This window comes from Streptomyces sp. RKAG293 (assembly GCF_023701745.1).
Lineage (GTDB): Bacteria > Actinomycetota > Actinomycetes > Streptomycetales > Streptomycetaceae > Actinacidiphila.
The window spans coordinates 8,398,182-8,416,632 of the sequence record NZ_JAJOZB010000001.1; the positions used below are offsets into that span (position 1 = coordinate 8,398,182).

Annotated in this window: 15 protein-coding genes and 1 pseudogene; 8 read left to right on the forward strand and 8 right to left on the reverse strand. The window is 71.4% G+C overall.

Features of this window, described 5'->3' with window-relative positions:
• Nucleotides 1–52 precede the first annotated feature (52 nt).
• Nucleotides 53–889, reverse strand: coding sequence for a DUF1932 domain-containing protein (locus tag LNW72_RS37025; RefSeq protein WP_250979406.1), 837 nt, complete (start codon nucleotides 887–889; stop codon nucleotides 53–55).
• Nucleotides 890–1,237: 348 nt separating this feature from the next.
• Between LNW72_RS37025 and LNW72_RS37030 the strand changes: the two genes are divergently transcribed.
• Nucleotides 1,238–2,404, forward strand: coding sequence for a glycoside hydrolase family 64 protein (locus tag LNW72_RS37030; protein ID WP_285371086.1), 1,167 nt, complete (start codon nucleotides 1,238–1,240; stop codon nucleotides 2,402–2,404).
• A 286-nt stretch (nucleotides 2,405–2,690) separates the two neighbouring features.
• Here the strand turns inward: LNW72_RS37030 and LNW72_RS37035 are convergent, their stop codons facing one another.
• Nucleotides 2,691–3,869, reverse strand: a complete 1,179-nt coding sequence (locus tag LNW72_RS37035; protein WP_250979407.1) for a low temperature requirement protein A — start codon at nucleotides 3,867–3,869, stop codon at nucleotides 2,691–2,693.
• A 158-nt stretch (nucleotides 3,870–4,027) separates the two neighbouring features.
• Between LNW72_RS37035 and LNW72_RS37040 the strand changes: the two are divergent.
• Together LNW72_RS37040 and LNW72_RS37045 are read left to right on the forward strand one after the other, a co-directional pair.
• A pseudogene (locus tag LNW72_RS37040) lies at nucleotides 4,028–4,644 on the forward strand (chloramphenicol phosphotransferase CPT family protein).
• A 13-nt stretch (nucleotides 4,645–4,657) separates the two neighbouring features.
• A complete protein-coding gene (locus LNW72_RS37045) occupies nucleotides 4,658–4,888 on the forward strand; it encodes a DUF6011 domain-containing protein (RefSeq protein WP_250979408.1) in 231 nt (76 codons plus the stop codon).
• Nucleotides 4,889–4,912: 24 nt separating this feature from the next.
• Here LNW72_RS37045 and LNW72_RS37050 read toward each other — a convergent pair whose 3' ends face one another.
• A complete protein-coding gene (locus LNW72_RS37050) occupies nucleotides 4,913–5,104 on the reverse strand; it encodes a hypothetical protein (protein ID WP_250979409.1) in 192 nt (63 codons plus the stop codon).
• Nucleotides 5,105–5,281: 177 nt separating this feature from the next.
• Entirely contained in the window at nucleotides 5,282–5,926 is a 645-nt protein-coding gene (locus tag LNW72_RS37055; protein WP_250979410.1) for a hypothetical protein, read from the reverse strand.
• A 655-nt stretch (nucleotides 5,927–6,581) separates the two neighbouring features.
• Here LNW72_RS37055 and LNW72_RS37060 point away from each other — a divergent pair.
• A complete protein-coding gene (locus LNW72_RS37060; protein ID WP_250979411.1) occupies nucleotides 6,582–7,187 on the forward strand; it encodes a class I SAM-dependent methyltransferase in 606 nt (201 codons plus the stop codon).
• Between the two features lie 136 nt (nucleotides 7,188–7,323).
• Nucleotides 7,324–7,761 carry a nitroreductase family deazaflavin-dependent oxidoreductase gene (locus LNW72_RS37065; RefSeq protein ID WP_250979412.1) on the forward strand — a complete coding sequence of 146 codons (438 nt, stop codon included), beginning with the start codon at nucleotides 7,324–7,326 and terminating at the stop codon, nucleotides 7,759–7,761.
• A gap of 68 nt (nucleotides 7,762–7,829) precedes the next feature.
• Here LNW72_RS37065 and LNW72_RS37070 read toward each other — a convergent pair whose 3' ends face one another.
• Nucleotides 7,830–8,468, reverse strand: a complete 639-nt coding sequence (locus LNW72_RS37070) for an FMN reductase (protein WP_250979413.1) — start codon at nucleotides 8,466–8,468, stop codon at nucleotides 7,830–7,832.
• A gap of 95 nt (nucleotides 8,469–8,563) precedes the next feature.
• Entirely contained in the window at nucleotides 8,564–9,679 is a 1,116-nt protein-coding gene (locus LNW72_RS37075) for an LLM class flavin-dependent oxidoreductase (protein ID WP_250980457.1), read from the reverse strand.
• Between the two features lie 455 nt (nucleotides 9,680–10,134).
• On the opposite strand from LNW72_RS37075, the gene LNW72_RS37080 reads away from it, so the two are divergent.
• From LNW72_RS37080 to LNW72_RS37090, 3 genes are read left to right on the forward strand one after another with little or no spacing between them, the layout of a single operon-like run.
• Complete coding sequence (locus LNW72_RS37080) at nucleotides 10,135–10,695, forward strand: sigma-70 family RNA polymerase sigma factor (RefSeq protein ID WP_250979414.1); 561 nt, start codon at nucleotides 10,135–10,137, stop codon at nucleotides 10,693–10,695.
• Nucleotides 10,692–12,230, forward strand: a complete 1,539-nt coding sequence (locus tag LNW72_RS37085) for a hypothetical protein (protein WP_250979415.1) — start codon at nucleotides 10,692–10,694, stop codon at nucleotides 12,228–12,230. The genes LNW72_RS37080 and LNW72_RS37085 overlap by 4 nt, the downstream gene beginning before the upstream one ends.
• Nucleotides 12,231–12,283: 53 nt before the next feature.
• Entirely contained in the window at nucleotides 12,284–16,909 is a 4,626-nt protein-coding gene (locus tag LNW72_RS37090; protein ID WP_285371088.1) for an FtsK/SpoIIIE domain-containing protein, read from the forward strand.
• Between the two features lie 78 nt (nucleotides 16,910–16,987).
• Here the strand turns inward: LNW72_RS37090 and LNW72_RS37095 are convergent, their stop codons facing one another.
• Complete coding sequence (locus tag LNW72_RS37095; RefSeq protein WP_138354356.1) at nucleotides 16,988–17,293, reverse strand: hypothetical protein; 306 nt, start codon at nucleotides 17,291–17,293, stop codon at nucleotides 16,988–16,990.
• Nucleotides 17,294–17,369: 76 nt separating this feature from the next.
• Nucleotides 17,370–18,359, reverse strand: a complete 990-nt coding sequence (locus LNW72_RS37100) for a hypothetical protein (RefSeq protein WP_250979417.1) — start codon at nucleotides 18,357–18,359, stop codon at nucleotides 17,370–17,372.
• Between the last annotated feature and the right edge of the window lie 92 nt (nucleotides 18,360–18,451).

The following is an 18,451-nucleotide window of genomic DNA, read 5'->3' on the forward strand; positions in this document are numbered from 1 at the left end:
CTCGTGCCCGCCCGCGCACCCGCGCGTCCGCTCCCTGGTGCTGTGACGGCGGTCAGGCGTGGCGAAGCCGCCGCAGGGCCTCCTCCGTGCTGAGGGAGTCGTCGTCCTTGCTGTCGTTCCAGCGGGCGAGGGTACGGGCGGCCGCCCGCAGCATGTCGTCCGGCAGGCCGGCGGCGGCCGCCAGGTCGGCGGCCTCCTCCAGTTCGGGTCCCCAGCGCCAGGCACGGGCGGCCGTACCCGCGATGTGCCCCGGTTCGGCGAGCCGGGAGTCGGTGAGGCCCGACGCGAGGGCGATGAGCTCCGGCCCGACGCCGTGCTCCTGCGCCATCCCGAGCGACAGTGCGGCCAGCACCTGGGACGTCTTCCGAAGCCCCGCGTAGGCGAGCTTGAGTGCGGAGGCCTGGCCGACCTCGGTCCCGAGCACCTTGGTCGTCACGTCCGTTCCGGCGAAGAGCTTCTCCACGACGGCCGCCGCGGGCGCGAGCCCTGCGAGGTAGAGCGTCGGTGCCTCACCGCCGGACGGGGGAGTCCCGGTCACCGCGCCGTCGAGAACCAGCGCCTCCGGCAGCAGGCCCACGATCCGCTCCATGCGCTCCGGCGAGATGGCGTTGGCTTCCACGTACAGGCCCTCGAACCCGTGCGTACCGGCCTCCCGCGCGACGTCCTCGGCCGCGGCCGGCGGGCACAGGCTGATGACGATGTCGGCCCGGTCCAGCAACTCGGCCGGTGTCGGGACGGGTTCGAGCCCGAACCGGGTGGCGCGGGCCATGGTCCGCTCACTGCGGCCGGCCCTGCACCACAGCACGGTCGCCGCGTGGGTCGCGGCCTGGGCGGCGACGGCCGCGCCCATGCTGCCCGGGTGGAGGATCCCGACGATCGGCTTGGCCACGGGTGAGGCTCCTTCGTAGATGCTCGGCAGGGTGTCGATCGCGTCGGCGATCGCGTTGGTGATCGGGTCGACGACCGTGTCGACCTAACGGTCCGGGCGGGCAGTTCGTCAAACCGGGATCCAACCCCGGTGGGCTTGTCGGAGTTGGAGCAGTTTCTGTCTGGACCATTGACAGGGCACTGCCGCACTCGCATTCTGAGAGCGCTCTCAGCCCGGATGGTCCGGACCATCCGGCCAGGAGCCGGCCCCGGGCCGGCCGTATCGGCCCCGACCCCCCCACCTCCCCCCACGTGGTATGCAGAGCTAGGAGCAAGCGTGTTCGCCAAAAAATGGAAGCTGTTGGTGTCGCTGATATCGGCGGCGGTCATCGGCACGGGTATCGCCACCATCGGGCCCATCGCGCCCGCCGGAGCCGCGATACCGGCGACGATTCCGCTCACCTTTACGAACAACTCCGGCCGCGGCGAGCAGATCTACATCTACAACCTCGGGACCCAGCTCTCGACGGGCCGGCAGGGCTGGGCCGACGCGAACGGTACGTTCCACGCCTGGCCCGGCGGCGCCAATCCCCCCGCCCCGGCGCCGGACGCCGCGATCACCGGACCGGCCAACGGCAAGTCCATGACGCTCCAGATGCCGAAGTTCTCCGGACGGGTCTACTTCTCCTACGGGCAGAAGCTCGTCTTCAAACTGGCCCTCGGCGGGCTGGTGCAGCCCGCGGTGCAGAACCCCAGCGACCCGAACCACAACATTCTCTTCAACTGGTCCGAATACACGCTCAACGACTCCGGGCTGTGGATCAACAGCACCCAGGTCGACATGTTCTCGGCCCCCTACGCCGTCGGCGTCAAGCTCCCCAACGGTTCGACCAAGTCCACCGGCCACCTCAAGCCCGGCGGATACAACGGCTTCTACAGTGCGTTGCGCGGTCAGCCGGGCGGCTGGGCCAATCTGATCCAGACCCGTTCCGACGGCACCGTGCTGCGCGCCCTCGCACCCGGCCACGGCATCGAGTCCGGCGCCCTGCCGGCCACCGTGATGAACGACTACATCAACCGGGTGTGGAGCAAGTACGCGAGCTCCACGCTGACCGTGACGCCGTTCGCCGACCAGCCGAACACCAAGTACTTCGGCAAGGTCTCCGGCAACGTCATGAACTTCACCAACAGCTCCGGCGCGGTGGTCACCACCTTCCAGAAGCCCGACGCCGACAGCATCTTCGGCTGCTACAAGCTGCTGGACGCACCGAACGACCTGGTGCGCGGCCCGATCTCCCGCACCCTGTGCGCGGCGTACAACCGCTCGACGCTGCTCGTCAACGCGAACCAGCCCGACACGAGCTCGGCGAGCTTCTACCAGGACGCGGTGACCAACCACTTCGCCCGGAAGATCCACGCGCAGATGGTCGACGGCAAGGCGTACGCCTTCGCCTTCGACGACGTCGGCAACCACGAGTCGCTGGTGAACGACTCCAACCCGCAGCAGGCGTACATCACTCTGGACCCGTTCAACTAGGGTCTGTCGTCTGGATCTCCGCGGCGTCGCGGTGTCCAGCACGCACATCTGCCGCGTTGTCGTCGGTCGACGACGCTCCGCGTCGCCTCCCTCCTCCGCCTTGCAGCTGCACGCACCGGACACCGCTCCTTCCCCCACGGAGATCCAGACGACAGACCCTAGGCCCGGTCCTGAATCCTGTCGTCGCAGTACCGCCGCCCGCCCGGAAGCCCCCGGGCGGGCGGCGGTTCGTTGCGGCTGCGGCTGCGGCTGTCGCTGTCGGCGGGTCGTCGGGTCGGCGGCGCCGTCACGCCGCCGGAGAGTGCGTTCGCTGCCGGTGGCTGACGAACACGGCCGTCAGGATCGTCCACAGGGCGAGCAGCGGGATCAGCTGCCGTGGAGTGAGCCTCTCCGGGCCGACGAGGAAGGCGAGGCAGACGGTCGCCGCGGTCACCGACGCGCCGATGAGGTAGCGCCGGGTCCTCCCGGGACGACGCCGGAAGAAGCGCAGGTTGCCGGAGAGATAGAGGGCGACCCCCACGGTGAGCAGCCAGGAGCCGGTCGACTCGATATGCCCGTGCGGCTGCTCCGCCAGGCTGAGTTCCAGCCCGGCGGCGACCAGGAGCAGTCCGAACGCGGGGCGCAGATGTCCGCCGGCGTAGAGGGTGCGGGCGGTGGAGAGCACGCGGTCGGTCGAGGTCAGGGCGTGCTCGACGGCCTCGGCGACGGCGTCGAAGTAGATCCACCACAGCGCGGCCGCCAGCACCAGGCCGCCGACCAGCCCGCACCAGTAGCCGAAGTCCTCTCCTGTGCCGGGATCCGCCCCGGCCCCCACGGCGACGACCTCCCCCAGCATGATGATCATGAAGAGGCCGAAGCGTTCCGCGAGATGCCGCGGCTCGATGTCGGCGCCGGGCTGCTCGGTGGCCGAGTGCCGTGGCGCGAGCAGGCGCGCGGCCTCGTAGCCGAGCGAGAACAGTACGAGCCAGAAGAGCCAGACGTGGTCCTCGCCCCACACCCCCCACACGGTGAGTGCCAGGGCCGAGACGACGTAACCGCTCCACACGTCCAGCGGGCGCCATCTCAGGGCGCGGTCGGTCTCGGCCAGATGGGCGCCGGCGAGCAGCAACCGGGCTGCCGCGAGTGCCAGGCCGAAGCCGAGATAGTGCCCGTCCACCGCGTTGGGAACCTGGGCGCCGGCCACGGCGCAGGGCAGCGTCCCGGCGAGGATCACCAGGCGTTCCCCGCGGCGTTCCTCGTCGCCGTGACGGTTGTAGAGCACGGCGAAGCCGATCCACGTCCACCACAGAACGGCGAACAGGAAGACCGTCAGCCAGACGCCGCCGACGTCGGGGTGCTTGACGATGCCGAGCGCCAACCGGGAGACGACGTACACATAGACGAGGTCGAAGTAGAGCTCGACCCAGGAGACCCTTTTCGCCGGAAGGCCGGTTTCGGCGCCCACGATCCCGCTGTCACTGGACATAGGCCAGATAGTAGTGACCAGTGATCACGTCACCGGACCGCTCGGGCGTCGCCGCGAGCTCTCGCCGGCATCCATCGTGGACGCCGCTGTCCTTCCGGGGGCGCCGACCGGCATCATGATCGGACGTCAGCAGCGCACGGAGCGGGGGAGAAGACACGATGGCGGCTCCACCACAGGCCCGGCCCCAGGTGACCGCCGACCCGGTCGGAGTGTCGAGGACGCCCGGCGGGCTGATCATTTTCTTGAACGGCACGTCGAGTTCAGGGAAGACGAGCATCGCCAAGGAGCTTCTGGCCATCCTTGACGAAACGTATTTCCACATGCCGGTGGATGCCTTCCACGCCATGCGATCGCGGCGGAACTTCGGCCCGGAACATCTGCCGGCCATGCTCGAACGCACCTGGAAGGGGTACCACCGCGCTGTCGCCGGCATGGCGGCCGCCGGGAACAACGTGGTCGTGGACCACGTCCTGAGCGCCCGGTGGCGGCTGCTCGACTGCCTCGACCTGTTCGCCCCGAGGACGTCGTCCTGGTCGGGGTGCACTGCCCCGTGCAGGAACTGGAACGACGTGAGCAGGAGCGCGGTGACCGCCCACCGGGTCTTGCCGCAGGCCAGATCGCCCAGGTCCACGCCCATGGCATCTACGACGTCGAGTGCGACACCAGTGCGGCCGGTCCGCTCGACTGCGCCCGGCAGATCAAGGATTTCCTGCCGCGGCGGCTCACCCCCACCGCCTTCGAGCAGTTGCTGCGGGTGGCCCGGGGCGCGAGCTGATAGACCTGCTTCCATGCTTCACGAACCGGACTCCGACTCCGCGACCCTGCCCGGCTTCGCCACCTCCGACGAGCCGGTCGCCGGGCGGCCGCGGGTGCTGTGCCGGCTCTGTGGGCGGCCGTTGAACGATCCGGAATCCCGGTTGTGGGGGCTGGGCGAGGGGTGCCGGAACAAGCTCGATACCCGCAGTGCGCCCCGGCCGGGGGTCAATGACGTCGAGCAGGAACAGCTTCCGGGGACCTGACGAAGAGCCGTTGGGGTATCCGGGTCAGGCGGAAGGCGGGCCTGTGAGGTCGGAGATGCGGGAGCCGTCGAGTGGCGCCCGGTACCAGACCTCGGTGGGGGAGCCGGCGCCCCAGTACTCGGTCACGACCACCGTGGCGTGGCCGGCTCCGCTGCCCTCGTAGCGCACGGACCGGTCCGCCGGAGTGTTCTGCGCGCGGAAGACCGGGTCGGCCATGTTCGTCTCGGCCCAGGCGTCGACATACGAGTCTCCTCGACGACAGGGCCTGACGGCCGCTCACTGATCAGTCACGGACAGTGACCAGTCAACCACTCGCGGATGACACCGCCCGGAAGGCCTGGGGGAAGGTGCCGTCCGCGAGCCGTGTCGTCGGAAGCTTCGGAAGGTGCTGTGTCAGTGCCGGCCCGTGTCGGCACGGCGGCGCAGGACGAACAGGCCGCCGGCGCCGACGAGGAGGAACGCGCTGGCGAGCGCCGCGATCGTCGTGCTGTCACCGCCACCACCGGTCGTCGCGAGGACGGTTGCGCTGGGGGAGTCCGCGGGGGACGGTGTGGCGGGACGCGTGGTGGACGGCCCCGCGGAGACGGGCGTGGCCTTCGTCGGGGTCGACGACGGCTTCGCCGGCGTGGTCGTCGGCTTCGTGGGGAGTGTGCAGGCGGTGTCGGGGGACACCGGGAGAACGTCCAGGTTCTGCGCGACCAGGTTCCCGGCCGTCACCTGGACGTACCACTGACGCCCGGGAGCCCACTCCACGAGGATCTTCCTGGTGACACCCGCGGCGGTCGGGTGGGCGATGTGCACGGTGCCGACCACCGGTCCCGCCATGCGGAGCACTACGGAGATGTCGGCCGGGGTACCGGAAGGGTCCTTGTCCGTGACCGTGATCGCAGCCATCGGCGTACCGGTGCTCGTGTCGCACGCCGCTACGGCGTTCGCAGTGAAGTCACCGATGCTGCAGGCGACGGCGGGACCGGTGGCGAGCAGAAGCGCGCCCGCCCCGGCTGCGGTGGCGGCGACCAGTCCGCGCTTGGATATCACAGATTCCTCCACACAGTTCATGACGGCGGGCGCGCCAAAGGCAACGGTGTCCGCACGGTGCCCCGCGCCATCGCGTGAACGTCGAGACCGTCAGAAACCGGTCTCGGGCACGCGGGCTTTGGGGGCGTCACTCATCGTCAACGCCTGCGCGGCTCCTGTCAACTTGGTGATCGCAAAGGCGAATGCAAAGGGACCGCAAAGGCAAACAGCAAGGCAAACACCGAGGCGAACAAGGGGTCAGAAGGCCGTTTCCGGCAGGTCAGCCGATGGGGATTCCCGCGAAGACACGCCCGCGGTCGGTCCAGCCGCCGTGGCTGTCGCCTCCGCGCTTCAATGTGGCCGGACACGATGATCCATGAATGGACGGGGACCGGCCACGGCGGCGTGGTGTGATCTCGGTCGATTCGTACGCGTGTACCTTTCTGGTAGCGCTGCCCGTCCGCCTCAGCGGACGGGACCGATTGTCAGAAGGTGCCCATGTCTTCGTTGTTCTCCGAAACGCTCCGCCCGGAATCCAGCCCGAACCAGCAGTCCCCGGGACCGTCGACGGATCCGTTCCTCTCCCCGGCCCTTCTTCCGTTCACCGCTGCGGAGTCGGACGGCGACTTCGATCAGGAACCGGAGAACGCACCGCGATAGCTGCGATAGTCGTGCCATGTCTCTCCGGGGCACCGACGGGTACGACGAGATCGACGCCCTGCCACCGCTCGTCCGACGGGCCGTGGCAGCGGCCAGGCGCCATGGCTTCGCGTACTCGTGCAGACCGGAACAGGGCCGACTGCTGCAGGTGTTGGCCGGGGGAGCGCAGCGGTCGATCGGCGAGACCGGGACGGGGTGCGGCGTCGGACTGGCCTGGCTGGCTTCGGGCGCCGCCGACGGCGTCCGGCTCGTCAGCGTGGAACGCGGCCTGGAGCGGGCGCGTATCGCCGCAGGGGTCTTCAAGGGCTGCGATCAGGTCGAGATCCTGCACGCCGACTGGCGCCGCATCGCGGACCGCGGGCCCTACGACCTGTTGGTTCTCGATGGCGGCGGCCAGGGCAAGAACGGCGACGCGGCCGAGCCGTCGCAACTCCTCGCCCCGGGCGGCACGGTGGTCATCGACGATTTCACCCCGGCCGGCACCTGGCCGCCGTTGTTCGGCGGCGCGCCCGACCTGGCCCGTCTGCACTGGCTGGAACACCCGGAACTCCGGGCGGCCGAAGTGCGACTCGCGGCCGATCTCAGTGCCGTCGTGGGCACCTACACCCCCGCGGCCGGCTGAACCACGGCTCAGCGCACCCGTCGGGACCCGCCAGGACATGCCACGACCGCGGATGTGCTTGTATCCAGGAACGTGATGGGGTCTGTTCCGCAGTGCTGCGGGACCGGTTGGACCTCTGCTGAGAGCAGGAGCGGTGATGGCGAAGAGCTATCGGGTCGGTACCGGTACGCGGGCGGTGAACCGGGTGTTCACGGTGATGACCCGCTTCGGGATCGGCAAGGGGTACCGGTACCTGCTGACCGTCCGGGGCCGGAAGTCGGGCGAGCCGCGTTCGACGCCCGTCGATGTGATGGCGTCCGACGGCCGGCGCTGGCTGGTCGCCGCGTACGGAGTCACCAACTGGGTGCACAACACCCGGGCCGCTGGGCAGGTCACCATCAGTCGGGGCGGCCGCTCCGAGCACCTGCGCACCGTCGAGCTGGGTCCTGCGGAGAGCGTCCCGGTGCTGCGCCAGTACCTGCGTGAAGTCCCGGTCACCCGTGCGTACTTCGATGTGACTCAGGATTCGGCGGATGCGGAGTTCGCCGCCGAGTCCGTCCTTCATCCGGTGTTCCAGCTGCTGCCGTCCGCCTGAGGAATCCCGACCGCCGGCCGCCCTGGAGAGGGCGGCCGGCGGTGGGTTCATCGAGGGGGTGGATGCCGTCAGCGGCCGGCCGGCCGGAGTGCCGCCAGCTGCTGCGCGAACGGCACCACCTGTTCGGACGCGGCCGGGGCGGCGGCGGGCCGGCCGGCCAGCTGGTCGGCCAGTTCTCCCGCCGCACGGGCGATCCGGGCGGCGAGACCGTCCGTCGTCGCGTCCCCGCCCGAGCCCCAGTCCTCCGAGGCGGCGTAGACCGCGGTCGGCATCACGAGCGCCCGCAGATAGGCGAAGAGCGGTCGCATCGCGTGCTCCAGTGCGAGCGAGTGCCGGGCGGTACCGCCGGTGGCCGCGATGAGTACGGGTTTTCCGGCCAGCACCCCGTTGTCGAGCACGTCGAAGAACGACTTGAACAGGCCGCTGTACGAGGCGCTGAAGATCGGGGTCACGGCGATCAGGCCGTCGGCCCGTTCCGTCGCCTCGATGGCGTCCCGCAGTGCCGGACCGGGGAATCCGGTCACCAGGTGGTTGGCGATGTCGGCGGCGAGTTCGCGCAGTTCGATGACGCGGACCGTCACCGTACGGTCCTCGTCCCGGTCGCTCAGGGCGCGCCGGGTCGCCTCACCGAGCCGGTCGGCCAGCAGCCGGGTCGAGGACGGCTGGCTCAGGCCGGCCGAGACGACGACGAGATGCACGGTGTTCATGGGCTCCTTCTCTCCGGAGGGTCAACAGGGGTCCGGCGGGTTCGACGGCTCGGGCCGCCCGGGCGCCGCCTGGCGCTTCGGGCGGCCTGAGCGCTTCAGTCGGCTGAGACGGCTCGGGCGGCGCCGGCCGCGTCCGCTGCCTGGGCGCGGGCGACCAGGGCCGCATGGGTGGGGCCGGCGGGTACCTCGGCCGGCCGTGCCGAGGCGAACTCCTTGCGCAGGACCGGCACGACTTCTTCGCCGAGCAGGTCGAGCTGTTCCAGGACGGTCTTCAGCGGCAGGCCCGCGTGGTCCATCAGGAACAGCTGGCGCTGGTAGTCGCCGAAGGTCTCACGGAAGGTCAGGGTCTTGTCGATGACCTCCTGCGGGCTGCCCACGGTCAGCGGTGTCTGGTCGGTGAACTCCTCCAGCGAGGGGCCGTGGCCGTAGACGGGCGCGTTGTCGAAGTACGGGCGGAACTCCCGCACCGCGTCCTGCGAGTTCCTGCGCATGAAGACCTGCCCGCCGAGTCCGACGACGGCCTGCTCGGGCGTGCCGTGGCCGTAGTGGGCGAACCGCTCCCGGTAGAGCTCGATGAGCCGTACGTAGTGCTCCTTCGGCCAGAAGATGTTGTTCGCGAAGAACCCGTCGCCGTAGTAGGCGGCCTGTTCCGCGATCTCCGGACTGCGGATCGAGCCGTGCCAGACGAACGGCGGAACGCCGTCGAGCGGCCGGGGCGTGGAGGTGAAGGACTGCAGCGGCGTACGGAACGTGCCCTGCCAGTCGACCACCTCGTTGCGCCACAGCTCATGCAGCAGCGCGTAGTTCTCGACGGCGAGCGGGATGCCCTGGCGGATGTCCTTGCCGAACCAGGGGTAGACCGGGCCGGTGTTGCCGCGCCCGAGCATCAGGTCGACGCGGCCGTCGGCGAGGTGCTGCAGCATCGCGAAGTCCTCGGCGATCTTCACGGGGTCGTTGGTGGTGATGAGCGTCGTCGAGGTGGAGAGGATGATCCGCTCGGTACGCGCCGCGATGTAGCCGAGCATGGTCGTCGGCGACGAGGGCACGAAGGGCGGGTTGTGGTGCTCGCCGGTCGCGAAGACGTCGAGACCGACCTCCTCGGCCTTGAGCGCGATGGCGACCATCGCCTTGATCCGCTCGTTCTCCGTGGGCGTCGCCCCCGTGGTGGGATCGGCGGTGACGTCGCCGACGCTGAAGATCCCGAACTGCACTGTGCTCACCACATCCATGTAGTTGCTGATTCAACTATCACCGTGAACGGGTGCGCCCGCGGGTCTATTCCCGCGCCTTTCCGCAGGTCGGGTCAGGGAATTCGCTCCCCGCCCGCGCGGCTACCGAGTGTGATGGCCGACTCATTCCCGGGCGAAGCCGTCGCGGGCCGGGTGATTGCTTCCGAGGCCTTGTGTCCGTTGGCCCGAAGGGGTGTGGGCCACGGCCGGACGCCTGCTGAGCGGCCTCGCGCGGCCGGGTGACGCATCACGCGAAGATGGCGCAAACTGCCGTCCTCAAGGGTGATTTGGCCAATTGGCGCCTTTGCCTCCGCGCGCGTCCGGTGACTAGGGTGGGCGGTCTGTGGTGGATCCACCTATCCGGAGCTCCCTTCCCTGCCCGGTTCCCCGCGCGCCAGGCGCCCCGATCACCCCGAACACTCCGAGGCAGCAGCACCATGAGTTCAGCGGCACTCTCCGCTCCGCGCTTTGCGACACGCGAGACGGACGAGCGGTTCACCGCTTTGATCGGACCCCACCGCCAACCGCTGCTGCGCTACGTGCGCTCGCTGCTCCCCAGCGACCCGCAGCGGGCCGAGGACGCCGTGCAGGAAACGCTGCTGCGGGCCTGGCTGGCGTCCCCCACCGGATCGGGGGCGCGGCGGGCCGACGGCTTCCAGCCCGGTCTGCCCTGGCTCTGCACCGTGGCCCGCAACGTGGTCATCGACTGGAGTCGCAGGGACGGTGTCCGCCCCGCCCTGCCCACCGCGTATCTGCCCGAGACCGCCGCCGTCGCGGACGACCAGGCCCGGGTCGTCGACCGCACCCACCTCGTCGAGCTGCTCGCCCCACTCTCCCGCCCCCACCGTGAGGTTCTGGTGTACACGTACCTGCTCGGATGTTCCGGCCCCGACACGGCACTCGCCCTGGGGATCCCGACCGGAACCGTCAAGTCCCGTCTGCACCACGCGATGCGCGACCTGCGACGTTCGGCCGCCTACTCGCGGGAGTGCGCGTGACCGGCCGGACGGGGTACGTCGCCGGCCGGCGGCCGCTCGCCCTCCCGATGCCGGACCGGAACTCCTGGCTGACCATCATCGGCCTGCTGATCGCGCTGGTCCTGCTGATCTGGGTGGCCGCCCGGATCATCAAGTCCCAGGGCGGGTTCCGGCGAACGTGCCGGCGCGTCGTCTGGGAGACCCGGATGACCCGCCTCGCGTTCTCCCAGCCGTTCCGCGCCTACCGGCTGCACCGCCGCTGCGCGCGGATGCTGACGTCCTTCCTCGCCGACCCGGAGGCCCGGGTCCTCGCCGGCGCGGCGCTCGACCGCGCCGACGCGGCCCAGGGCGTCGGCTGCTACGCCCCGACCGTGTGGATCGGGCCGTCGCGCGACCGGACGCGGGTGGTCATCGCCGGCCGGGATCCGCTCGGCCCGTCCGGGGAGTGGGCGGATGCCACCGCCGGGCCGGGGGAGTGGACCTGGTCCGCCCCGGCGCAGGCGGAGCCGCCGGCGTCCGCGGCGATCGAGGAGGACCGGGACCGGCTGCTGCTCGTCGTCGGTGTCGACCGCAGAGTGCCAGGGGTCGTCCTCGTCGACTGGCTGAGCGGCCCGCCCTCGCTGGTGGTCGAAGGCGACGGGCGGGTGGCGCGCAGCGTCGTGCACGCGCTGACCGCGCAGCTCGACAGCCTCCCGGACGGTCCGGAGGTCCTCGTCGCACGGGGTCTGCACCCGCGCTTTCCCGGTCCTGAACTCGACGAACTCATCGACGAGTTGTCCGTTCGCGAGAGCACGGAAGCTCCGCCGGAAGCCGATCCGGACCTGGAGACGGACGTGGACAATGGTCCGTACGCCGGGCTGCCGCCGGTCCTGGCGTGCTGGATGCCGACGCCCGAGCAGGCGGAACGGCTGGCGTTGCTGAGCGCCGAGGGCCGGGCCCGGGTACTGGTCGGCGGAAGCCTCCCGGGCTCCAGCTGGACCCTGCACGCGGAGTCCGACGGTCGGTTGCTGGGTCCCGGCATGCAGATCGACGTCGAGGCGGCCTCGCTCGGCCGGGCCGTGGGCCGCGCCATCCGGCGCCTCCGGTCGCGTGCTCGTGCCACGGCTCCTGCGACGATCCGCTCCGTCACCGCGCCGCCCGCAACGGCGGAGACAGCGCCGGTGGCGACCGCTGAAGCGGCGGTCGGTGCCGGCGACCCGGACTTCACCGAGCCCGCCGTATCACCCGCTGTCACCTCCGGTTCCTCGCCCCGGACCGCGGACCCGTCCCGGGGCGGGCTCGCTCAGCTCCCCGCGACGGCCGTCGTGCCCGCCCCCGCGCCCGCACCGGACTCCTACCCGGACCCGGACCCGGAACCCGCTCGAACCCCCGACGCCGCGCCGACCCCCGTCCCCGTCCCCGCTGCCGTCCCGGCGCTCGCCCTGGACCCGGACCTCGACCTCGCGGAGCCCGAGCCCGCCGCCGCGCCCGCGCGGTCCGCGGGCATCTCCGCCGCGTCACGTCCCCTGCCCGCCGCCCCCGGCGAAATCCCGGATCGGACTTCTTCCACCCCGTGAGACTCTTCCTCAGCATCACTCCGGCCGAAACGCCGGATCAGGGCCGCGATCTCATGATCGACGCCACCGGCGCCACCACCGTCGGCGCGCTCGTCGCCAGGCTGGCCGCTGCCGACCGGGAGTCGACGGGTGCGGCCTGCGGCGATGAACCGCCCCCGCTGTATCTGGGGGACCGCCGGCTTCCCGCCGAGCTCCCGCTGTCCGCCGCCGGGGTGCGCGACGGTGCCAGGCTCGGCCTCGGCGGACCTGCCGCGCCGGAGAACGGGGGATACGGGCCGCTGCGCGACCTGCTGCCGCCGCCGTCCCGGTCCGCGGACGGCGAACGGCTGCCGCGCGGCCCCCGGGTGGAGGTCCAGCTGGTCGGCGGCCGGGACGCCGGGCGGGTCTGGCTGCTGGAGCCCGGCACGCACGGTGCCGGCCCGCTGCCGGGCAGCGCGGTATTCCTGGAGGGCCGGGACGTTCCGTCCCAGGGAGTCAGGATCACCGTCCGTCCCAACGGGACCGTCCTGCTCAACACCCATCAGGCCGAGGGCGTCGCGCTGTCCGCGCCCGAGCCGCCGCCGGCCCGGCCGCGTGCCGACGCGGTCCCGCTGCCCCCCGCCCCGGCCCCGGAACTGCCCGATCCGTACGCCGACGCCCATGAGCCGCTGCCACGCGGCTGGCAGGAGTGGCCGCTCGGCGCCGAACTGGTGCTGGGGGAGTACCTGCTGCGGGTCGCCGAGCCCACCGAGGCGGACGCGGCCGTCACCGTCTCCGCCGACGGCGCGTTCCTCGACTTCAACCGGCCGCCGCGGATCATTCCGCCGCTGCTGCCCGAACGCTTCGTCCTGCCGTCGCCGCCGAGCCCGCCCACCAAGCGCCCGGTCCCGCTGCTGGTGGTGTTCGCGCCGCTCCTTCTCGGCGTCGCCATGGTCACCATCCTCCATTCGTACTTCTACCTGATGTTCGCGGTCTTCAGTCCGGTCCTGGCCATCGGCAACTGGATGAGCGGCCGCAAGAGCGGACGCCGGGAGTACACCGACGGCGTCGCCAGCTACCGGGCCCGGCGCGCCTCCCTGGAACAGGACATCCAGCAGAAGGTCGACCGGGAACGGCGGTTGCGGGTCGCGGGCGGGCCCGACCCGGCCGACGCCGGACTGTGGGCGGTCGGCCCCGGCGCCCGCCTGTGGGAGCGCCGCCGCGGTCACCCCGACCATCTCGTCCTGCGGGTCGGAACGGTCAGCCAGTCCTCGCTGCTCACCGTCGAGGACACCTCCCGTGAGGACAACCACCGCTCCGTCAACTGGCGGATCCCCGACATGCCGGTCGGCGTCGACCTGGCCGGTGACGGTGTGCTCGGCATCGCCGGCGAGCGCGACGCGGCCCGGGCGCTCGCCCGGTGGGCCGTGGCCCAGGCGGCGATCCTGCACAGCCCCCGCGATGTGCGGATCACCGTCCTCACCGACACGGCGGGAGCCCCGGCCTGGGAGTGGGTGCGCTGGCTGCCGCACGCCCGGCCAGGCCGTGGCGGCGTCTCCGCGGAGAACTCCGGCGGCCCGGCCGTCACTCTCGGCAACGACCCGGAGACCGTCGCCAACCGGGTCTCGGAACTGGTCTCGGCCGTCCGCGCCCGGATGCGCGCCCGCAACTCCGCGATGAGCGGGGCGCTGCTCAGCGAACCCGACCTCGTGGTGGTGCTCGACGGGGCGCGGCGGCTGCGTGACGTTCCCGGTGTCGTGCAGGTGCTGAAGGAGGGCCCGGCCGTCCGGGTCTTCCTGATCTGCATCGACCAGGAGGAGCGGATGCTCCCCGAGGAGTGCGTCTCGGTCTGCGTCGTCAACGCCCGGGACGTGACGCTGCGCCGCACCGGCAGCGCCGACCTCACCGAGATCCGTCCCGACCTGGTCGACACCGACTGGTGCGAGCGGATCGGCCGGGCCCTCGCGCCCGTCCGTGACGTCACTCCCGACGGCTCCGACGGTCTGCCGGACCGGGTCGGACTGCTCGGCCTGCTGGAGCTGGAGCCGCCGCGCGGCGAGGAACTCGCCCGCAGGTGGTCCAACCGGCCGGCCTCCACCGCGGCACTGCTGGGCGTCGGCTACACCGGCCCCGTCACTTTCGACCTGGTCAAGGACGGCCCGCACGGGCTGGTCGCCGGTACCACCGGCGCCGGCAAGTCCGAGCTGCTGCAGACGCTGGTCGCCTCGCTCGCCGCGGTGAACCGGCCCGACGAGATGACGTTCGTGCTCGTCGACTACAAGGGCGGCAGCGCCTTCCAGGACTGCGTGCGACTGCCGCACGTCCTGGGCATGGTCACCGACCTCGACAGCCACCTGGTGGAGCGCGCCCTGGCGTCCCTCGGCGCGGAACTCACCCGGCGCGAGCGGATCCTGGCCGGTGTGGGCGCCAAGGACCACATCGAGTACCGCGCCATGCGGCGGCGCGATCCGTCGCTGGCCGCGCTGCCCAGGCTGCTGCTGATCATCGACGAGTTCGCCACCCTGGCCCGGGACGTCCAGGAGTTCATCCCCGGCCTGGTCTCCATCGCCCAGCGCGGCCGTTCCCTGGGCCTGCACCTGATCCTCGCCACGCAGCGGCCCGCCGGTGTCGTCACCGCCGACATCCGCGCCAACACCAACCTGCGGATCTCGCTGCGCGTCACGGACAGCATGGACAGCCAGGACGTCCTCGAGGTCAACGACGCGGTGACCATCTCCGCGGCCACCCCCGGCCGTGCCCTGGCCCGGATCGGACACCGTTCCGTCCTGCCGTTCCAGACCGCCTTCGTCGGAGCGCCCCGCGCGGGGAAGGACGCCGACGGCGAGCCGCCGCGTCCGGACGCGGCGGCCGGTACCGGGGCGGAGGCACAGCCGGCGGCGGAGCCTCCCGTCTGGACCAGCGAGGTCAACTGGTCGCTGCTGGGGCGCACGGCCGCCGAGCCCGGCCCCGAGCACGCCTCGGACGCCGACGCCCCGGACCACTCGGACGACCCCGACGCACCGACCGATCTGACGGCCCTGGTCGAAGCGATCCGGGAGGCGGCGGAGGAACTGGACGTGCCGCACCAGCCCAGCCCGTGGCTGCCCGCCCTCGAGCACGCCGTCTCGCTGCACGACCTGCCCGACCGCCCCGACCTGCCCAACGGCCGGCTGGCCGCCGTCCCCTGGGCGCTCGCCGACCTGCCGGGCATCCAGCGCCAGGAGCCCCTGGAGCTGGACTTCTCCCAGTTCGGGCATCTGTACATCATCGGCACCCCGCGGTCGGGGCGCTCCCAGGCGCTGCGGACGATCGGCGGCGCGCTCGCCCGCCGGCACTCCCTGGCGGATGTGCACCTGTACGGGATCGACGCGGCGGGCGGCGCGCTCGCGGCGCTCAGCGCGCTGCCGCACTGCGGTGCGGTCGTCCCCCGGGCCGACCTGGAACGCCTCAACCGGCTGCTGGCCCGCCTCCTCGCGGAGATGGGCCGCCGTCAGGAGCTGCTGACGCAGTACGGCGTGGCCAACCTCGCCGAGCTGCGCACCCTGCTGCCGGCGGCCGAGCGGCCCGCCCACCTGGTGGTCCTGATCGACGGCTGGGACTCGTTGACCGCCCTGCTCGGCGACCACGACGGCGGCCGGCCCGTCCAGGAGCTCACCGCGCTGATCCGCGAGGGCGCGCCGATGGGCGTGCACGTGATCGCCACCTCGGAGCGTGCCCTGCTGTCCGGCAAGGTCGCCTCCCTCAACGACGAGCGGCTGCTGCTGCGGCTCACCGACCGCAGCGAGTACATGCTGGCGGGCATCCCGGCGAAGCTGATCCCGGCCGTGGTCCCGCCGGGGCGCGGCTGGCGCGGCGGCAGCGCCTCCGAGGTGCAGGTGGCGCTGCTCGGCGAGGTGTCGGGCGGCGTGCCCACCGGCCGGGAACAGGCGGAGGCGCTGCAGCGCATCGGCGCCGAGGCGACACGCCGCGACCGGGACGTCCCGGCCGCCCGGCGCCCGGCCCGGGTGATGACGCTGCCGAAGCAGGTGACGTTCACCGATGCCTATGCGAAGGTGCCAGCGGCCCAGCGGCGTCCCCTGTGGGGGCTGTTGGGGATCGGCGGCGACGATCTGGAGCCGGTGGGGGTGGACTTCGCGGCGGACTCGCCGTCGTTCCTCATCAGCGGTCCTCCCGGCGCGGGCCGTTCCACCGCGCTGGCCAGTCTCGCGGTCTCGCTGCTGGCCGGCGGGACCCGGGTGGTGGCGATCACCCCGCGCGAGTCGCCGCTGCGCGGGCTGCGCAGGCACCCGCAGGCCGTCGTGCTGGAGTCGCCCGACCCGATGGCCGACGAGGTCCGCGAGGCGCTGGAGTCCGGGACCGGGCCCGCGGTCGTGCTGGTGGACGACGCGGACCTGCTCGCCCAGATGCCGGCCGCCGACTCGGTGCTCCGCGACATCGCGGCCACCGGACGCGACCGCGGCTACGGGCTGGCGGTGGCCGCCACCGCGGAGACCCTCACCTCGGCGGGCATCGGCTGGCTGGGCCAGGTACGACGGGTGCGCAAGGGCGTCCTGCTGTCCCCGCAGTCCCCGGCCGAGGGCGACCTGCTGGGCATCCGCGTCCCGTACGACCTGCTGCGCGGCCGGCCGACACCCGGTCGCGGGCTGACCGTCGACCCGGTGTCGGGTCTGCTGGTGTCGGTGCTCGTCCCGGAGACGGTGCTGCGGGCGGACGACGTCTGACCCGTCGTCCGGCTCGTCGCGGGAAACGCGCGCGCCCGCGGCCACCGGAAGAGGTGGCCGCGGGCGCGGCAGTCGCTGTCAGGCCTGGTTGGTGCTCGCGGCGATGTCGGCGTCCATCTTCTCGACGGACTCCTTGATCTTGGTGAACTGCATCGCGAAGCTGTTGATGCTCTCCACGGCCTGCTGCAGCGAGGCGGTCAGCTTTTCGTAGGCGGCCTTCATCGCGGGGCTGCTCTGCTGCATGAAAAGGCCGTTGTCCAGCAGCCCTTCGACGGAGGTCTTCGTCGACAGCAGGTGCGGGTTGATGTCGTTGACCGCCTGGTTCATCACGCCTGAGACGCGCAGGATCTCGGTGTAATCAAGGTTGATGTTGCCTGCGGGCATGGTGCGCTCCCTTGGTTGTGGGGTGACCGTGGTGCCGTTGCCGGCTCACGGGTCGGGCCGGTTCCGGCCCTGGGTGCTAGTCGTCGTCGGACGTCGTCCAGCCACTGTCGTGATCCGCGCTGTCGCTCTTCCACTCCTCGGTCCGGCCGTCGGTCACCACCGTCTTGGTGCCGCTGCCGTCCTCCTTGACCTCGACGGTCGTGACGACCTCGTGGCCGTTGAGGTCCACCGAGGAGTGCGTAGTGCCCTTCACGGTCTCCTGGTTGCCGTCCTTGTCGGGGCCGACGGTGGTGTAGGTGGTGTCCGAGTCACGGTGACCGGTGGTCGTGTCGTAGACCGACGTGGTCGTGCCCGTGGTCGTGCTCTCCTTGCCGTCGGGATCCTTGGTGGTGCTGGTGAAGTGGTCGTTGGTGTTCTTGGTGTTCCCCGACTCGGTGGTCTGGCTGTTGCCGGTCGTGGACGTGACGTTGCCGTAGACATCGGTGGCGGACGAGTCGTACGTGCCGTCGGCGTGGTAGTTCGTGGTGTCCGTACTGGTCAGGCCGGTGTTCGTGTGCTGCGTCGTGGTGATCTTCGTCGGCTTGCCGTCGGGGCCGTACTCGTACGTGGTCGTGGTGGTGTTGCCGTGTCCGTCGTCGGTGGTCCAGGTGCCGGGCCGGTCCGCGGGCGGCTTGGGCGCGTGCGGGTCGTTGGGGTCGGCGTTGCCGGCCGCGACCGCCGCCTGCCAGTCGTCCCAGATCTTCTTCTGGGTCGTGTACAGGTCCGCGGCGAGGGAGGCTTCCTGCTTGCTCGCCTCGCCGGCCAGCCGGAAGTCCCAGTCCGCCCAGCCGCGCGCCACCCCGTCGTAGAGGTTGCCGAGCTTCTCCAGCTTCTCCTCGGAGCGCTTGAAGGAGCTCTTCCACACGGAGTAGTAGGCGCGGATGGCCGTGGAGACCGAGGCCGCCCCGGTCTCGTTGACGGTGTAGTCCTGCTTGCCCTCGCGCGCCGCCTGGACCTGCCCCTTGAGGGTGCGGGCCTTCTGGGCGACCTGGTTGAGCAGTTCGTAGTCGACCGCGATGTCGGGCACAGTCACTCCCGGGGGACGGAGTCGGGGACGGGACGCGTACGTAAGATCAAACGCACCCGGGACCCGAACGGTTCAGTGATCCGGATTACACC

What these genes read in the sequence shown, in the direction of transcription:
- LNW72_RS37035 (WP_250979407.1), bottom strand. Translation starts at nt 3,869, where the DNA reads ATGTCCAGTGACAGCGGGATCGTGGGCGCCGAAACCGGCCTTCCGGCG.
- LNW72_RS37045 (WP_250979408.1), top strand. Translation starts at nt 4,658, where the DNA reads ATGCTTCACGAACCGGACTCCGACTCCGCGACCCTGCCCGGCTTCGCC.
- LNW72_RS37050 (WP_250979409.1), bottom strand. Translation starts at nt 5,104, where the DNA reads ATGGCCGACCCGGTCTTCCGCGCGCAGAACACTCCGGCGGACCGGTCC.
- LNW72_RS37060 (WP_250979411.1), top strand. Translation starts at nt 6,582, where the DNA reads ATGTCTCTCCGGGGCACCGACGGGTACGACGAGATCGACGCCCTGCCA.
- LNW72_RS37065 (WP_250979412.1), top strand. Translation starts at nt 7,324, where the DNA reads ATGGCGAAGAGCTATCGGGTCGGTACCGGTACGCGGGCGGTGAACCGG.
- LNW72_RS37070 (WP_250979413.1), bottom strand. Translation starts at nt 8,468, where the DNA reads ATGAACACCGTGCATCTCGTCGTCGTCTCGGCCGGCCTGAGCCAGCCG.
- LNW72_RS37080 (WP_250979414.1), top strand. Translation starts at nt 10,135, where the DNA reads ATGAGTTCAGCGGCACTCTCCGCTCCGCGCTTTGCGACACGCGAGACG.
- LNW72_RS37090 (WP_285371088.1), top strand. Translation starts at nt 12,284, where the DNA reads ATGATCGACGCCACCGGCGCCACCACCGTCGGCGCGCTCGTCGCCAGG.
- LNW72_RS37095 (WP_138354356.1), bottom strand. Translation starts at nt 17,293, where the DNA reads ATGCCCGCAGGCAACATCAACCTTGATTACACCGAGATCCTGCGCGTC.